The 14,350-nt window shown below is 63.9% G+C and carries 17 protein-coding genes and 1 pseudogene; all 18 read right to left on the bottom strand.

Annotated elements, in window-relative coordinates:
* Positions 1-7 precede the first annotated feature (7 nt).
* A complete protein-coding gene (recX, locus tag F6X61_RS17115) occupies positions 8-478 on the bottom strand; it encodes a recombination regulator RecX (RefSeq protein WP_153787609.1) in 471 nt (156 codons plus the stop codon).
* An 8-nt stretch (positions 479-486) separates the two neighbouring features.
* Positions 487-1,554: a recombinase RecA gene (recA, locus tag F6X61_RS17110; RefSeq protein WP_153787608.1), complete on the bottom strand. Its 1,068-nt coding sequence runs from the start codon at positions 1,552-1,554 to the stop codon at positions 487-489.
* A 104-nt stretch (positions 1,555-1,658) separates the two neighbouring features.
* On the bottom strand, positions 1,659-2,141 hold the full coding sequence (locus F6X61_RS17105; RefSeq protein WP_153787607.1) for a CinA family protein: 483 nt from the start codon (positions 2,139-2,141) through the stop codon (positions 1,659-1,661).
* A 48-nt stretch (positions 2,142-2,189) separates the two neighbouring features.
* Positions 2,190-2,687 carry a lysis system i-spanin subunit Rz gene (locus tag F6X61_RS17100; protein ID WP_153787606.1) on the bottom strand — a complete coding sequence of 166 codons (498 nt, stop codon included), beginning with the start codon at positions 2,685-2,687 and terminating at the stop codon, positions 2,190-2,192.
* Entirely contained in the window at positions 2,684-3,235 is a 552-nt protein-coding gene (locus tag F6X61_RS17095) for a glycoside hydrolase family 19 protein (protein WP_153787605.1), read from the bottom strand. Before F6X61_RS17095 ends, F6X61_RS17100 begins: the two co-directional genes overlap by 4 nt.
* Positions 3,236-3,263: 28 nt before the next feature.
* A pseudogene (locus F6X61_RS17090) lies at positions 3,264-3,431 on the bottom strand (Com family DNA-binding transcriptional regulator); the annotation flags it as partial.
* A gap of 113 nt (positions 3,432-3,544) precedes the next feature.
* The gene (locus F6X61_RS17085) at positions 3,545-4,591 is read right to left on the bottom strand and encodes a phage late control D family protein (RefSeq protein WP_153787604.1); all 1,047 of its coding nucleotides are present in this window, start codon (positions 4,589-4,591) and stop codon (positions 3,545-3,547) included.
* Positions 4,592-4,642: 51 nt separating this feature from the next.
* Positions 4,643-4,849, bottom strand: coding sequence for a tail protein X (locus F6X61_RS17080; protein WP_153787603.1), 207 nt, complete (start codon positions 4,847-4,849; stop codon positions 4,643-4,645).
* Entirely contained in the window at positions 4,824-5,669 is an 846-nt protein-coding gene (locus tag F6X61_RS17075; RefSeq protein WP_153787602.1) for a phage tail protein, read from the bottom strand. The genes F6X61_RS17080 and F6X61_RS17075 overlap by 26 nt, the downstream gene beginning before the upstream one ends.
* A 9-nt stretch (positions 5,670-5,678) precedes the next feature.
* A complete protein-coding gene (locus tag F6X61_RS17070; protein WP_153787601.1) occupies positions 5,679-7,370 on the bottom strand; it encodes a hypothetical protein in 1,692 nt (563 codons plus the stop codon).
* A gap of 125 nt (positions 7,371-7,495) precedes the next feature.
* A complete protein-coding gene (locus F6X61_RS17065; RefSeq protein ID WP_153787600.1) occupies positions 7,496-7,798 on the bottom strand; it encodes a phage tail assembly protein in 303 nt (100 codons plus the stop codon).
* A gap of 12 nt (positions 7,799-7,810) precedes the next feature.
* On the bottom strand, positions 7,811-8,320 hold the full coding sequence (locus F6X61_RS17060) for a phage major tail tube protein (RefSeq protein WP_110992379.1): 510 nt from the start codon (positions 8,318-8,320) through the stop codon (positions 7,811-7,813).
* Positions 8,321-8,333: 13 nt separating this feature from the next.
* A complete protein-coding gene (locus F6X61_RS17055) occupies positions 8,334-9,500 on the bottom strand; it encodes a phage tail sheath family protein (protein WP_153787599.1) in 1,167 nt (388 codons plus the stop codon).
* A gap of 96 nt (positions 9,501-9,596) precedes the next feature.
* On the bottom strand, positions 9,597-10,172 hold the full coding sequence (locus F6X61_RS17050) for a phage tail assembly chaperone (protein ID WP_153787598.1): 576 nt from the start codon (positions 10,170-10,172) through the stop codon (positions 9,597-9,599).
* An 8-nt stretch (positions 10,173-10,180) separates the two neighbouring features.
* The gene (locus F6X61_RS17045) at positions 10,181-11,080 is read right to left on the bottom strand and encodes a phage tail protein (protein WP_153787597.1); all 900 of its coding nucleotides are present in this window, start codon (positions 11,078-11,080) and stop codon (positions 10,181-10,183) included.
* Positions 11,077-11,424 (bottom strand): phage tail assembly chaperone, encoded by a 348-nt coding sequence (locus F6X61_RS17040; RefSeq protein WP_153787596.1) that lies wholly within the window; start codon positions 11,422-11,424, stop codon positions 11,077-11,079. The genes F6X61_RS17045 and F6X61_RS17040 overlap by 4 nt, the downstream gene beginning before the upstream one ends.
* Positions 11,421-13,745: a phage tail protein gene (locus F6X61_RS17035; protein ID WP_153787595.1), complete on the bottom strand. Its 2,325-nt coding sequence runs from the start codon at positions 13,743-13,745 to the stop codon at positions 11,421-11,423. Before F6X61_RS17035 ends, F6X61_RS17040 begins: the two co-directional genes overlap by 4 nt.
* Entirely contained in the window at positions 13,738-14,349 is a 612-nt protein-coding gene (locus F6X61_RS17030) for a phage tail protein I (RefSeq protein WP_153787594.1), read from the bottom strand. The genes F6X61_RS17035 and F6X61_RS17030 overlap by 8 nt, the downstream gene beginning before the upstream one ends.
* Position 14,350: the final 1 nt, after the last annotated feature.

Here is a 14,350-nt window from a genome sequence, read left to right as displayed (position 1 = left end):
CGGGGCATCAGTAGTCGTCGAGATCCCGGCCGCTGAGCAGCCGCCCGATCATTTCCATGGAAAAACCACGGTAGGCAAGAAAACGTGTCTGCTGCCCACGGCTGCGTGGGTCATGTGGGCGCTGACCGGCGAACTTGCGCTGCCAGACATCTTGCAACTGCGCCGCCCAGTCCACCTCACTTTCACGCAGGGCCTGGTCAATATCACTGCGGGCGAGTCCACGCTGCCCCAGCTCCTCGCGAATACGCGCGGGGCCGTAGCCTGCATTGGATCGGTAGCGGATAAAGCTTTCGAGATAGCGGGCCTCACTGAGCAGCCCTTCTTCGGCAAGCCGATCGAGCGCGGGCTCGATCAGCTCATCCGTTGCGCCGCGCTGACGCAATTTGCGCGTCAGTTCCACGCGACCATGCTCGCGGCGTGCAAGCAGGTCCATGGCTGTCCGCCGCACGGCGACCGGGTTGTCGAGTACGGCGGACATGGGGCAGATCAATAACCGGCGTCGGCGTCAGCCATGTCGTCGGCATCGGCCTCAGCGGCAGCGGTCTTGCCAGCAGCAGCGACAGCGCTGGTGGCGAGCAGCTTATCGCGGATTTGCTTCTCGATCTCGGCGCCGATGGCCGGGTTCTCTTGCAGGTACTTGGCAGCGTTGGCTTTGCCCTGGCCGATTTTGTTGCCTTGGTAGGCATACCAGGCACCGGACTTTTCCACCAGCCCCTGCGAAACACCCAGATCGATGATCTCGCCGTTACGGTAGATACCCTTGCCGTAAAGAATCTGGAATTCGGCCTGACGGAACGGCGGCGAGACCTTGTTCTTGACGATCTTGACGCGGGTTTCGCTACCAACCACCTCGTCGCCTTCCTTGACAGCGCCAGTGCGGCGAATGTCCAGACGTACCGAAGCATAGAACTTCAGGGCGTTACCGCCGGTGGTGGTTTCCGGGCTACCGAACATCACGCCGATCTTCATACGGATCTGGTTGATGAAGATGACCAGGCAGTTGGCGTTCTTGATGTTACCGGTGATCTTGCGCAGCGCCTGGGACATCAGACGCGCCTGCAGGCCGACGTGCATGTCGCCCATCTCGCCTTCGATCTCGGCCTTGGGTACCAGTGCAGCCACGGAGTCGACGATGATCACGTCGACCGCGTTGGAGCGCACCAGCATGTCGGTGATTTCCAGAGCCTGCTCGCCAGTGTCCGGCTGCGAAACCAGCAGGTCGTCAACGTTGACGCCCAGCTTGCCAGCGTATTCCGGGTCGAGGGCGTGTTCGGCGTCGACGAAGGCGCAGGTGGCGCCGTTCTTCTGGGCTTCGGCAATGACCGACAAGGTCAGCGTAGTTTTACCGGAGGATTCCGGACCGTAGATCTCGACGATACGGCCCTTGGGCAGGCCGCCGATGCCAAGGGCGATATCCAGGCCCAGGGAACCGGTGGAGATGGCGGGGATGCCTTGGCGCTCGTGGTCGCCCATGCGCATGACGGCGCCCTTGCCGAATTGGCGTTCGATCTGACCCAGGGCCGCAGCCAAGGCGCGCTTCTTGTTGTCGTCCATTGAAATCCTCACGTGTTCGACTTGGCCCTGACGGCCGGAATAACTGTATAAGTAGCCAGTATTATTCCACAGGGATTCGTTTCCGCAAACCCCCGCTTGGCGATTTACTCCACGCCAAGCTGTAACAAGCCGTCTAACGCGGCGATCACCGTCTGTCGGCGCACCGCTTCGCGGTCTCCGTCGAAGTGACGCCGTTCGCTGCTGACATGGGCTCCATCGGCCCAGGCCAGCCACACCGTGCCCACCGGTTTGGCCGGCGAGCCACCATCAGGCCCGGCCACACCACTGACCGCTACGGCAAAGCGTGCACCGCTGGCCTGCTGGGCCCCGCGCGCCATCGCCTCGACCACCTCCCGGCTGACCGCGCCCACCTCGGCGAACAAGGGTTGCGGGACGCCCAACTGACGGGTCTTCTGAGTATTGGAATAGGTGACATAGCCCGCCTCGAACCAGGCCGAACTGCCGGGGATGCGAGTGATGGCTTCGGCGATGCCACCCCCGGTGCAGGATTCGGCGGTGGTCACCTGGGCATTGAGGCGTCGCAGGTGCTCGCCCAGGCGGGTGGATAGCGCGGTGATCGGATCCATGACGGGCTCCTGAGTGAATTGCGCCCTACCCTAACACCCGGCAAGGGCTCACTGCGACAGGGCACGAACATAGTCCTGGCAGGCGCGCAGGGCGATCAGTCCGCGGTCGCCGGTGTCGGTGATGGCGATAATTCGTCGAGCATGCGCTGGGTCAAGTCGGGCGCGTACGGGGCCATGATCCAGGCCGCTGGCGGCGGTGGCGGCAGGCACTGCGCTACAGCTGGCGCCGCGCTCGACCAGGACTGACAGGCGCAGATCGGCAGTAGCAAGGCGGTCACGCAAGCGAGCCTGAGTCTGTTGCGCATCGGTAAGCTCCTGGAAATGTCTCGATTCACTCTCGTGCAGCCGTTGCTCCACCCCCTGGCGCTGTTCACGCTCGGCGAGCAGCAGGCCATGCAGCGCCTCGGCCTGATCCAGCCGTTGCTGCACCAGCTGCTGCTCCTGCTGGGCCAGCAACCGCCCATAGCGCCAGGCCTGCAGTTGCCAGGCCAGCGCCGCCCCCAACAGCAGGAGCAGCGCGCAAAGCCCGAGCTGCCAGCGGCTCAACACAGCACCTCACGGGCTCGCTGCCACAGCAGCAGACGATCGGAAAGGCCATTGAGGCCACCATTGATGTGGCGGGTGATGCGATTGAACTCACCTTGGTCGGCCAGCGCGTTCAGCCCCCGCGAGTGCCAGAACCAGGCTGCCGATTCGCAGGCCCAGCGTGGTTGCTCGAGCATCTGCGGCTGCGCCAGCAAGCGTTCGTCACCGAACAAGGCGCGGCTGCAGGCCTGGTAGTTGTTGCGCCCGGTCACCTGGATCAGGCCACGGCCACAATAGCGTTGGCCGTCACCATCGGCCTCGGGCGTGTTGCCCAGGCGCAGGGCCAGGCTGCCGGTGTCATAGCGTGCCAGATAACTATCGCCACCCAGTTCCTTGACGTGGCGCAGTTGGCCGGACTCATGGCCGACCTGGGCAAGAAACGCGGCGGCGCGCTTTGGGTGGTCGATTTCCCAACGGGCCATGGCCTCGTTGAGAGACGGCAGGAAGGCCGTGACCCGTTGGCCGGCTGCGGGATAGATTTCTTTCAATTGCGGTTCGGTTAACACCATCGATAGCGGCTCCATTACGGTCTGATCGAATGGCGGCCAGTGCCGCCGGTGATTCGCTCAGGGGCGATGGCTCGAAGCGCGTGGCTTTCACATGATTCAAGGTGCGGCAGCGGCCACATTTGATCTGGAGCTCGGAAGCGGGCGTGATGCGGACCAGCAGCTTGCGGCACTGGCCACAACGAAAATCGATGAACATAGGCGCAGGTCCTGGCGAGTTGGCCCCTGATGTCGGCTTGGGCGGCCTTGAATTCAAAGCCACGCCTGCGCCGACTATAGAAAGCCTGCCGCCCCACAGGCATCAGGAAACCTTCACCCTGTACCCTGGGCCTTGAGCGACGTCGCGCGGCGCGGCGCCGCCCCCTTGGCCCTGGCCTTGCCCTGCCGGCCACCGCTGCACTGCACGGTGGTGCGCCAGCCACTGCTGGTGAACACCTGCTCCACCGACTCGATCAGGTACGGCCCATCGAGCCCGGCCAGAAACCCTCGGGCCTCGATTTCGCGTTCGGCGAACAAGTCGGTACGCCCGGGCATGTCCAGGCGCACGCTGCCGGTATCGCGGTTGAAGCTGGCCAGGCGCGCCTTCGCGGCCTGTTCGGCTGCGGCCCGGTTGGGGTACAGATGGCGGTCGGTGTACACCGCTTGCAGGCCATCCGGGGCATCGCCATTGGGCAGCTCCACAGCCTGCAAGCGACCGCTGGCACTGTCCAGATGACGGGTGCGGACGGCCTTGTGGGTGCTCCTGTCAGCCAGGCGGAACTGCCACTGGCTGACCTCGTCGCGAGCAATGGTGACCACCCCCAAGGCCTTGCCGCTGGCGCTCTGTCGCCCCTGACGCGGGAGCACCAACAACTGACCATTGGCGAGTTTTCCGGTGCAATCGTGCAGCCGGGCCAGGCGGGTGATGAAGTTGAAATCCGACTCGCTGTACTGGTCGGCACGCGGTATCTGCACCGTCACCGGGCATACCGCCTGCCAGCCGTTGCGGGCAGCGATTTCGGCGACGATACGCTGCAGCGTCACATTCTCCCAACTGCCACTGCGGATGGTCTTGCCACTGCCGCGCAGGTCGCAGGCCTTGCCACGGATCACCAAGGCGTCGGGCGGGCCGGACAGCTCCACCTCATCGACGGTGTAACGGCCCAGGCGGCTCATGGGCTGCCCGGCATAGCCAAGCAACACCTCGAGCACCGCCCCCCGGGCCGGCAACGCAACGGCGCCATCACGGGCATCGATGCGCAGTTCGAACTCGTCCGACTCAAGGCCCGGTTTGTCGGTGGTACGCATCAGCAACAGGCGATCGTTGATCAGCGTGGTGATGTCCTTGCCATCGGCCTGGATGCTGAACACAGGTTTCATGATTCTGCCTCCCTGGAGGCTGCGCTGCGCAAACGGCAGCGTAGCCTCCTGTCAGTCCCACAGTTGAAGGGTATTGCTCGCTACCACAGGCCGTTCCGGCAGCGCGATCCTTACCCCGGCGCGAAACGGCTGGGCCTCGTCCGCGAGCCCCTGATTGGCATCCAGCACCGCCTCGACCATCCCCTCGAGCTGCCCGTAGTAGTGCTGGCAGAGGGTGTCGAGCAGATCGCCTTCAGACGTTATGCAGATCCTGGCCATAGCTCACGAACTCCAGTGAAAAGCCTTGTTTGCGAGGAATGCCGCCGGCCTGCAGCAGGCTTTGCTCCTCTTCGATACTGGTCAGGCACCAGGTGCCAAGTACTTCGCCATAACCGCTGGTCAACGACAGCGGCAACAGCTGGCGGCCAATGCTGCGCAGCGTCTGCAACTGGCCAAGGCCGCCCTTGAAGCCGGGGAAGATCGCCCCGCGGATGCTGATGCTTTCTTCGCCCAGGCTGACGGCCTGCTGCGCGCTTTCGCGGCTCAGGCGTTCCTGCCCGGCCCAACGGAAGCGTGTTTGCCGGCGCAACTGGTCGAAGGCGGCGGTGTCGAGGTTGAAGTAGTAAGGTGCAGCCCCGGGTTTCAGGGGTTGCAGCACCAGCAGATGAGGGAACGGCTTGATCGCCTCGGCCGCCGGCGTCGCCTGGGGCGCGAAGCCCAAGGTCGACAGCACGCCGTTGACGGTCGAACGTACCTCCCCCACCATCCGCCGAATGGCCGCACCGGCCTTGGCCACATGGCCGGCGAACCCGTCGATGCGGTCACGCACCTGGCGCACCACGGCCACGGCCTGGTCATACTTCGCCACTACCTTGGCCACCCGTGCCTGGGCGGTTTCGATGGCGCGCATCGTGCGCTGCAACTTGGCGCCGATGATCGGACCGACCACCGGCAACCCTTCCAGCTCGACGACCGCGCCTTGGATATGGTCGATCGCCTCGTTCATTGGGTCGAGCATGGCGTCGGCACGCCGACGCCCTGCCTCTCCCGCCTTGACCAGGGCGTGCAGCGTGGCTTGCAGCTGCTCCAGATAGGTCATGCATGCTCCTTAAAGTGCGATATGTGAGGTGTCGGTCATCTGCACCGAGCGGGCTTGACGCATGAGCTCGTCCAACTGCCGGCGCATCATGGCCTCCAGCTGCTGCACCACACTCGGGTCGCCCAGGCTGTTGGTGAAAGTCACTGGCAAGTTGGCGTTGAAGGTGAACTGCTGATTGACCGGGGGCGCAGGTGCAGCGGTCTGCGCCGGTTGCACCTGAGCGTTCGCCGGCGCTGCCGGAGTATCCAGAGCCCGGGCCGCATTGCCCATTGCCGGCTGGGTGGGGGGATCATCCTTTCCAGCCCCCAGTGCCTTACCCAGCAAGCCACCCAGGCTTTCCCCGCCCATGCTGCCGAGCACACCACCGATCAGGCCGCCGATCGCAGTACCAATCACAGGCACCACCGAACCGACCGCCGCGCCCACGGCAGCACCGGCCAGGCCACCGCCCAGACCACCTACGGCTGTTCCGTAACCTTCGAGTTTCTGCTCAGCCGTGGCGTCGCTGTTGTAGGTTTCGGCCAGTTGTAGCCCAGTAGTGAGCTGGCTCATTCCCGGTAGGCGCCGCAAAACCCGACCCGTTAAAGAGGCACCGGCAGGGCTCGCCCCAGCCTTGCCCATCATCCCAAGAAGCGAGGTGGCGCCAAGCGCGGCCGAGCTGGCCGTCGACACCAAGCCTGCGCTTTCCGATGGCCTGCTCGAAACGCTGTCTTTTGCTTCAAGCTGCTCCTCTTCTTCCTCTTCTTCTTCCTCTTCCTCTTCTTCCTCTACTTGCTCCTGTTTACCCCCCGACGCCGCAGTGCGCTTTGCCTTGACCTCAGCGGTGGATGCCCCGGAAGCCTTACTGCCATCGGCGGGCTTGTCCTTGCCAGCAGGCTCGGCGTAAACCTCGTCATAGAGGAAGGTACCGAACGCACCACCGAGGTTCTCCCCTAGCAGCTCTCCAATCTTGCCTCCATATTTCTTGGCCCGTTCGTTCTTGGTCACTGCGCCAAGAAGCGTGCCCAACACACCCCCGGCCAGTTCTCCAAAAGCAGCGCCAAGGCCTTTGGCCTTGTCTTCGCCCTTCTCCTCACCCAGCGCCAGCAATCCCTTGCCAATCGCTGTGGGCGCCCCCTCATCGGCTGCCTCACGGACACTTGTCTTAAGATGGCCAGGCAACTTGCGGTAACCACCGTAGGCCATTGCGCCGGCAAATACGCTGCCTATCGACCCGAGGAGTACCCAAGTCTTGGGCTGCCGCCCTGAACCTGTCGGTTCCGACGGTTCGGCCCCAGGCTCGGAGCCTGATGCATCAGGTGACGGGCTTTCGTTTTCAGGCGTGACGGGGCTGGCCGTCTGCGGCGCAGATCCGGCCCCGTCGTTGAAGCCCACCCTCAGGTAAATCGTGGTCAGCACTATCGGCTTGCGCCCGAGCGACAAATAGCGCCTGCGCAAACGCTCGACCTCATCACCCTCCCGGCGCAGTCGGTCAATCTGTTCTTCATGCGCCCACGCCTGCTCGGTGGTGAGCTGCCGCTCCACCAAGCGCACCTTGTCCAGCTCCAGCCCCAGGCGAATGACCTCGCCGATCAGTCGCCCGAGACGGGTGTCATCAGCTTGGCTGCGCAGCCGTTCGAGCGACTGGCGCAGCGCATCGACAACGCTGCCCAGCGGCTGGGGGGCGGTGACGCCGAGGGTGAATACCGATGTATTCGCCATGCGTTCCTCCTTGTCACTCCGCCAGCCACCAGAGCATGTCGCTGAACGACATGCCCATGATCTCGCTGGCGGAAAAGTTCAGCTCCTTGGCCAGCCGCCGTGCGGCGGCCTTCTGCCGGGCTGGATCAAACCTCGTCGTCCTGCACCAGGCGAAAGTAGCCACTCTGCAAGCGGCTGTAGTCCTTCAGTGCCAGGCCTTCGAGGTCCTTGACGCCAACTTCGGCGAGGGAGGCGAACAGGTTCAGCTCTCGCTGCTCGTCGTCCCCTGCCCCACCGAGTTGCGCGTTACGAATGTCACGTACGGTCGGCGCCCGCAGCGACAGGCTGTCCACCTGCAGGCCATTGGCCTCGCTGGGGCGCGACAGGCGCACGGTCACGCGCTCGGCGCTAAGCATCATCCATTGCGGCAATTTCTTCGTTTGAGCCATTGCAGGTTCTCCTTACAAGCCAAGGGCGGCGCGCTGGGCGGCCAGTTGGTCGACGCCGTCGATCACCCGCTTCATGCCCAGAGCGTCGATCTCGTAGACCAGGCGACCGTCGACTTCGAGCTTGTAGTAGGTGACGCCGACACTGTGCTTGATCTCGGCCTTGTCGCCGGACTTCCAGTCGCCCATGTCGACTTCCTTGAGGGTGCCGCGCAGGGTGACCACCACCGGGTTGATCTGCCCCTTGAGGCCCTTGAAGGCGCCGCGGAAGGTGCCGTTGAAGCCGTTGCCGTCGGCCAGGCCGAAGAACTTCAGCGACTCGCGGCGCACACCGGTGGTGGTGAAGGCCGCTTCCTGTTTTTCCATGCCCTGGTCCATCTCGACCGCCATGTCCATGCCACCAGGGCGATACTCCTCCATCTTCAGGGTGAGCTTGGGCAGGGTCAGGCTGGGTACATCGCCCTGGAAGCTGACGCCATCGACGAACAGGTTCAGGTTGGCCAGGGTTTCGGGAATCATTGCCATGTAAATGCGCTCCTTAAGCGGCGGAATCGAGGACTTCGGTCAGCCACTGGTTGGTGACTTCAACGCGGAAATTGGGGTTTTCGGCAGGCGGCACGTCGGTGAAGCGGATGTTCCAGTACACCTTGCCCTGCTCGAGCTGGCTGGCGGTGTTCAACTGCGGGTCGGCGTAGACCTCGAAGTTGATGATCGCGCCCTGGTTCTTCAGGTCGCGCATGAAGGCCTGCAGGCCCTCGGTGACGTCCTTGACGTAGGTGGCGGTGATGGAGCGGTCGACGGCCCATTTGTGGCCATAGAGGATCGCGTCCATGACGATGTCCATAGTCCGTACGCGGGTGACGAAGGCCCACTTCGGATCGCTGGACAGGGTGCGGTTGCCCCACAGACGGAAGCCGTCGTCACGGATGATGGTGGCGATGTTGGCGTTGTTCAGCAGGTTGGCGCGGCAGCTGTCGTCGCCATCGAGGAACTCCACCGCGCGGGTGGTGCCGGTGATGCCGACGAACTCCTTGTTCGACGGCGAAGCCCAGAAACCGTATTCACGGTCGGTCCAGGCGAACAGGCCGGCGACCCAGGCCGAGCCGGGCGCGTCGACAGTGGCCTCTGCGTCGTTGTCCCAGTAGCGCACGCCCGGGTCGACCAGGAATGCGCGCTTGGCACCGAAGTTCTTGGCGTAGGCGATGGCCGCCTCATCGGTGCTGTTGGGGCCGTCAATGATGGCGATGGCGCGCAGCTTGTCGGCCAGGGCCACCAGCGCGGTGCCGACGGCCTGGGTCCCGCTGTGTTTCGGCGCAACCAGCAGGCGCGGCTGGGCGTTGAAGCGGCTCTTGCCGTCGAGCAGCGCCTGCAGGCCGGTACGTTTGCCGTCGGCCAGCACGTTGCCGATGATCGCCGAGGTCTGCTCGGCGGCGTCCTCGACCTTGGCCACGCCGCAGGCAACGATGACCGCCTTGGCGCGGCTGTAGATGGCGCGACAGGCCTTGGTGATCGGCGCATTCAGGCCGAACGCCGCGACCGCGTCGCGCTCGCTGGTGATCAGCACCAGGTCGTTGGCCTTGGCGCTGACGTTCGGGCCTTCGGTGAAGGTATCGACCAGGCCGATGATCGAGGAAGACGGCAGCGCAATGCTGCGCGCACCGGTGTCGACGTTGGTCACGGTGACGCCGTGGAAGAATCCACTCATACAGGTTTACTCCAGGTTCGGGTATGAAAAGGCCCTGCGGGTGCAGGGCCTTGAGAGGTTGTTACAGGTGAAAAAAAGCCCCGGCGGTGCGGGGCTTCATTGGATGTATTCGGCGACCCACGGCGGTGCCACAGGGCGGTTATCGATGGATGGGAAGGCTTCGCTGGCGGGCCAGTCGCGCAGGGTTTGCACATAGGCGAGCAATTCATTGAAGCGCTCAGTGCTCAGGGTGGTCGCGCGCTGCAAGTCGCGCTCGGCGCGATGACGTGAGATGAACCATTCGTGGCCCAGGATTTGCGCATCGCGCCAATCGCGCTCGGTTGCGGCATCATGCGCCGCCTTGGCGGCCTTATTCAGTGTCCAGGCCTGACCCTCCCAGAAATGGAACGAATCGGGACGTGGCATCTCGGTCAGCTCTCGAGGCAACGGCCCCAATTCGAAATGGTTTACCTGCTCGCCAGAGTCCGTACGGAAGTACAAACCCCGGCGATCCTCGACCTGTACCGGCGCCTGGCTATCAATCTTGGCCCAAACCTGTCCCGCGTTCGGTTTCGCCAATGCTTCGTCGAGAGCAATGGCATTGCCCGGCAGTTGCAGACCAATACCTGGCACGTTCGGGACATCCACCGGGCCGCACAGGGCGCCGGATGATTCAATCAAGTAGATATACATAACTGCCCTCAGATCAGTTTGATACGCGCGGGGTACGCCAGGTTGCGCGGCCTGGAAGTGCCCAGCATGAAGCTGGTGCTCGGCTTGAACGGCGTCAACGAGGCCGTGTTGACCCCCCAGGCTGTCGGCCATTCGGTATGCACCGAAGGATCCTGCCCATAATCCGCTGCAGCCTGGGATGCAGTCGGGGCCAGGGTAGTGGCTCCCTGTCCGGAGCTTGGGTAGTCGGACATCATCAGCGAACCTTTCTGGCTACCGCCGCCGACCCGGCCACTGTCAATGCCGCGCCCTTCATCCAGTGCTCGCAAGAACTCACCCCGCAGCTCCGGCGTGCGGAACGTGGTAGCACCGTCACCGCTGGTCCAAGCACCTTCCATACCAACGCGCTCGGCCTCACCTATGAACAGTCCGGATTGCTGGGCGTAGTCCCACAGCCAGGGCCATTCGACTCGATTCAGCAAGGCACCGTTGGCCAACCCCCATCCACCTGGGCTGATCGTGGTCGATGTCTCAAAAATCGGCCGGCCAAGGGCGGCGCGGTCGAGTCGGTCCAACGGTAGCCAGGCACCGGCACCATCGCTGCGCAGGTGCCAGTAATCACCGGCCCCCATCAGCACGAAGAAGGCGTACCCCGATGCACGCAGGCGGGTGTGGAACTTGATCGCCTCATCACCGGCGGCCTGCACCACAAGGCGATTCCCGCTGTTGTCGACGCGTTGAACACGCACATCCATTGGCCGACTGGACGGCGGCAACGTGATGGTCACAGCCCCAGCCGAGGCGTCGACCAGGAGCACGCCGGTTTCGTCAGCAGTCAGTACCTTATTCGCGGTGATGGCCGCGTTATTGAGCCCGCGCATTGCGAGCAAACCGCTTTCCATTGCGGCGAGATCGTTGGCACGGCTCATTGCTCACCCCCTACAGTCTTAAGGAATGCTGGCGGTACGGGACGCGCCGACGAGTCTGGGAAGGCCTCGGACTGGGGCCAGTCGCGCAGTTGCTGCATGTACTCCAGCAGCTCGGTGAACTGCTCGGGCGTCACCGTGGTGGCCGCGCCAATCTCCAGCTGATCGCGGTGGCGATCACGCAGCCAGACCAGCGCAGTCAGCGCCCCGTCGCGCCAAGCGCGCTCGGCTTCGACATCTACGGGCAGTTCGGGCCGCTCCTCGCAATAGTGTTCGTCTTGGGCAACATCCTCGACCCCACCAACCGCCCGCCATCCGCGCAGGTCGTTTCTCACTGCAAAGCTCATAGATCGTCCTCCCAACCCAGCACCGAAATCCTGCTACCGCTCGCAGTGCTGGACCCATAAATATTTGCGGACTCCAGCTGAACCCTGAATTGCTGCGCCGCCGAGCCGTTCCCCGACGGCAGGTAGACGTACGCAACCCCGTAAGGGTCGTAAGACGCATTGGGCGCCACGGCAGCAATCAGGTTCGAGTTCTGGACACGACCTGTAACAGCAACAGCTGTAGTCGGCACGAAATTGCCGGTCGCGATAGCCGTCCACTGAGAAAGCACGCCAGCCGCCATGTCACGCAACACGAGAAGCTGAACATCCCGACCGTTCTGCACGAATCCGAGGGGGAACTTGTTGGCGGTAGCATCGGTGCGAGTCCAACCAATTCGCACTTTGTGCGTGTAACCAGCCGGCAGCGTGGGCGCTGTATCACTCAGGGAAAGCAGCCCAGCAACTCCAGGCGTATCACCCCAGATAACCCAGATGCTGTACCAAGCAGAAGCGGTGAGAATGCCCGCATCAAGGCCACCCGCGCCGACCCTTGAAGAGTCAATGCTAAGGCTGATAGCCGTCAGCCTCTTTGCTTCGGCTGCGCTGCCCAGCACCAGCTGATTCGCCATCACCGACACCAGCGACGACGCCCCCGTCGCCGAGACTTTCAGCCCTTTGTGTCCACCGATCACAGATACGGCCTTCTGCTTCCCGACCTCAGCGGCTAGGGCGGCTACGTCGATCTGCCCCTGATTAACCGGTGCATTCCAGGCCTTGATGCACCACATCACGGCGATGTTTCGCGGCCGGGTTTCGCCTCCACCTGCACTCCGCGTCTGCACGCCGTCCACACCGTTGCCCGCAACGTTGAGGGCTCCGATCCCACCGGTGCCGCTTGCAACGTTATTAATACCCTGTTGAGTATGCGTATGCGCCTTGTACTCGTCAGCCTGATTGGTTCCGAGACCTCGGCCGGCATCGACACCGCGCGTATGGTCCCAGCCACGCAAGAACTCGCCACGTGAATCCGGCAGACGAAACTCGCCAGCCTTCTCATCACCTTTGTTGAAGGCGCCGCCCAGGTAAGCCGCAAGATCTGGGTACATCGCGATGCTGTGGACGCTACCGTCGACTTCAAGGAAGCCAGTAGGCACAACATCGCGCGGGAACGGCAGCATGGAGCCGACGGGCAAGCCGGACGAGGTTCGCAGCAGGGCATCTACCTCGGCCTTGGTGTAGCCGTCTACCGAGCGGAATGCACCGAAAGCCAGGATCACGACGGTGTCGCCCAGGTTGCAGGCAGTGTGCAGGGTGACCTTTTGTCCATCAGCGCTGTAGTCGATGATTTCACGCCCGTTGCGCATGACGATCAGGTTACCCACGGTGTGCGGGGCGCTGAACGCTTTCTGCCCGACCGAGGCTTCGAACGAGAAACGCTCGAAGGCCTTGCCGCTGCTGACACCGCCCCCCAGCTGGAAGTAAGTGCCGTCGTAGTTCAGGTCATAGAGCGCCCCGGCGCGCACATCACCGCCGAGCAGGTCGACCAGCCCGCCGGTGCCGGCCTTCTTCACCGCCACCGCCGGCCGGCCATTGATGCTTGCCGTTACCGCACCAGTGTTGGTGGCGACGGCCTGGAACTGGAAGCGCTGGCCAGCCGCGTAGGCAGGTAGCGCCGCCTCGCTGCTCTTGAGCGTCAGCACCAAGGCATCAGCCGTGCCAGCCGCGGCTCCGAGCCAGGCCAGCGGCCCGGCGTCCTTGGCCACATCGGCGCGGCGCAGGTATTGCGGGTGCGGATCGGCTGCCTCCACATGGGCCTTGAGCTGATTGCGTGCATAGAGCTCGGCCGCTTCACGGGCCTTGTCCACGTAGTCGCGGGTGGCCAGCACGATGCTCGGGTCGATCTTCAGGGTGACGTTGGCCAGGTTGCCGAACACCACGTGCATGCGGATGGTCTGGGTACGCCCCGAACCTTGCGCCAGCAGTGGCTTGTAGCTCGGCGCCGGCTTGGCCACGGCAATGAAATTGCCGTTGGCATCTTCCAGCGCCAGTTCGCGGATCCACCAGCCGCCGGTCTCCGGCGGCAGCACCAGCTCGGCCACCAGCACGCCGGGGTCGGCAGGCGACTGGTAGAGCGCGTTGAGTTGCGCCCGATAGACCTGGCGTACCAGCGCATTCTGGGTTGGCTTCGGGGTCGGGTCGGGGGTTTGCGAGGGTTCGCCGCCGGCATCGCCGATCAGCATGTGGGTGATGTTCCAGGGCAGCCCCAGCGCGGCGGTGTTGGCCTGCTGGGCGATGCCGACGTTGGTCAGGAACCCACCGAATTGGGTGGTTGAGTTAGCCATTGAGGTAGATGTCCAGTATGTCCAGAGTGGTTTCGTTTACCCAGTGCGCAGCGCCCAGGTGCACGTCGATGTCCGCCGCTTCCCAGGGGTACACCTCGAGCAGTTCGCCCTCGTTGAGGGCAACCGCCTGATAGGCCGGCAGCAGGCTTTCGAGGCTGATGTCGAGGCCGATGAGGTGGCGGCTGACCGGTTTGGCGTCGTCGATCAGGCGGCTCAGTTCCAGGTAGGTCTGCTCATCGATACCGGCCTCTTCCACCCCCACCTTCAGGGCGAAGGTGCCGGGTACGCCGGCCGGCTCGAGTTGCCACCATTCGCGCACTTCGATCAGGTAGCCGAAGGGCTCGACCACCCGCCGCAACGCGCCGAGCGTGCCCTTGTGGGCATGCACGAAGAACGCCGAGCGGATCACCGAGCGCTTGATGGTCTCGCTCCAGCTGTCGTCCCAGCGGTCGACCGACCAGGCCCAGGCCAGTTGGTAAAGCAGATGCGCCGGGCAGCTGTCGGGGTTGTACAAGGTGCGCAGCCCCGCCTTGAGGTCTTCGTCGGCGGCCGCCTCGAGGGCGCGTTCAAGGGGGGTGCGGTTGAGCGGCAGAAGGCTTTGCATG

This window comes from Pseudomonas sp. EMN2, assembly GCF_009650555.1.
Taxonomy (GTDB): Bacteria; Pseudomonadota; Gammaproteobacteria; order Pseudomonadales; family Pseudomonadaceae; genus Aquipseudomonas; species Aquipseudomonas sichuanensis.
Note: the sequence above shows the minus strand (reverse complement) of the source record. Positions and strands in the feature narration are given on the sequence as shown.

Coding starts and splice junctions, on each gene's coding strand:
- recX (WP_153787609.1), bottom strand. CDS start 478: ATGTCCGCCGTACTCGACAACCCGGTCGCCGTGCGGCGGACAGCCATG.
- recA (WP_153787608.1), bottom strand. CDS start 1,554: ATGGACGACAACAAGAAGCGCGCCTTGGCTGCGGCCCTGGGTCAGATC.
- F6X61_RS17105 (WP_153787607.1), bottom strand. CDS start 2,141: ATGGATCCGATCACCGCGCTATCCACCCGCCTGGGCGAGCACCTGCGA.
- F6X61_RS17095 (WP_153787605.1), bottom strand. CDS start 3,235: ATGGTGTTAACCGAACCGCAATTGAAAGAAATCTATCCCGCAGCCGGC.
- F6X61_RS17085 (WP_153787604.1), bottom strand. CDS start 4,591: ATGAAACCTGTGTTCAGCATCCAGGCCGATGGCAAGGACATCACCACG.
- F6X61_RS17080 (WP_153787603.1), bottom strand. CDS start 4,849: ATGGCCAGGATCTGCATAACGTCTGAAGGCGATCTGCTCGACACCCTC.
- F6X61_RS17075 (WP_153787602.1), bottom strand. CDS start 5,669: ATGACCTATCTGGAGCAGCTGCAAGCCACGCTGCACGCCCTGGTCAAG.
- F6X61_RS17070 (WP_153787601.1), bottom strand. CDS start 7,370: ATGGCGAATACATCGGTATTCACCCTCGGCGTCACCGCCCCCCAGCCG.
- F6X61_RS17065 (WP_153787600.1), bottom strand. CDS start 7,798: ATGGCTCAAACGAAGAAATTGCCGCAATGGATGATGCTTAGCGCCGAG.
- F6X61_RS17060 (WP_110992379.1), bottom strand. CDS start 8,320: ATGGCAATGATTCCCGAAACCCTGGCCAACCTGAACCTGTTCGTCGAT.
- F6X61_RS17055 (WP_153787599.1), bottom strand. CDS start 9,500: ATGAGTGGATTCTTCCACGGCGTCACCGTGACCAACGTCGACACCGGT.
- F6X61_RS17050 (WP_153787598.1), bottom strand. CDS start 10,172: ATGTATATCTACTTGATTGAATCATCCGGCGCCCTGTGCGGCCCGGTG.
- F6X61_RS17045 (WP_153787597.1), bottom strand. CDS start 11,080: ATGAGCCGTGCCAACGATCTCGCCGCAATGGAAAGCGGTTTGCTCGCA.
- F6X61_RS17040 (WP_153787596.1), bottom strand. CDS start 11,424: ATGAGCTTTGCAGTGAGAAACGACCTGCGCGGATGGCGGGCGGTTGGT.
- F6X61_RS17035 (WP_153787595.1), bottom strand. CDS start 13,745: ATGGCTAACTCAACCACCCAATTCGGTGGGTTCCTGACCAACGTCGGC.
- F6X61_RS17030 (WP_153787594.1), bottom strand. CDS start 14,349: ATGCAAAGCCTTCTGCCGCTCAACCGCACCCCCCTTGAACGCGCCCTC.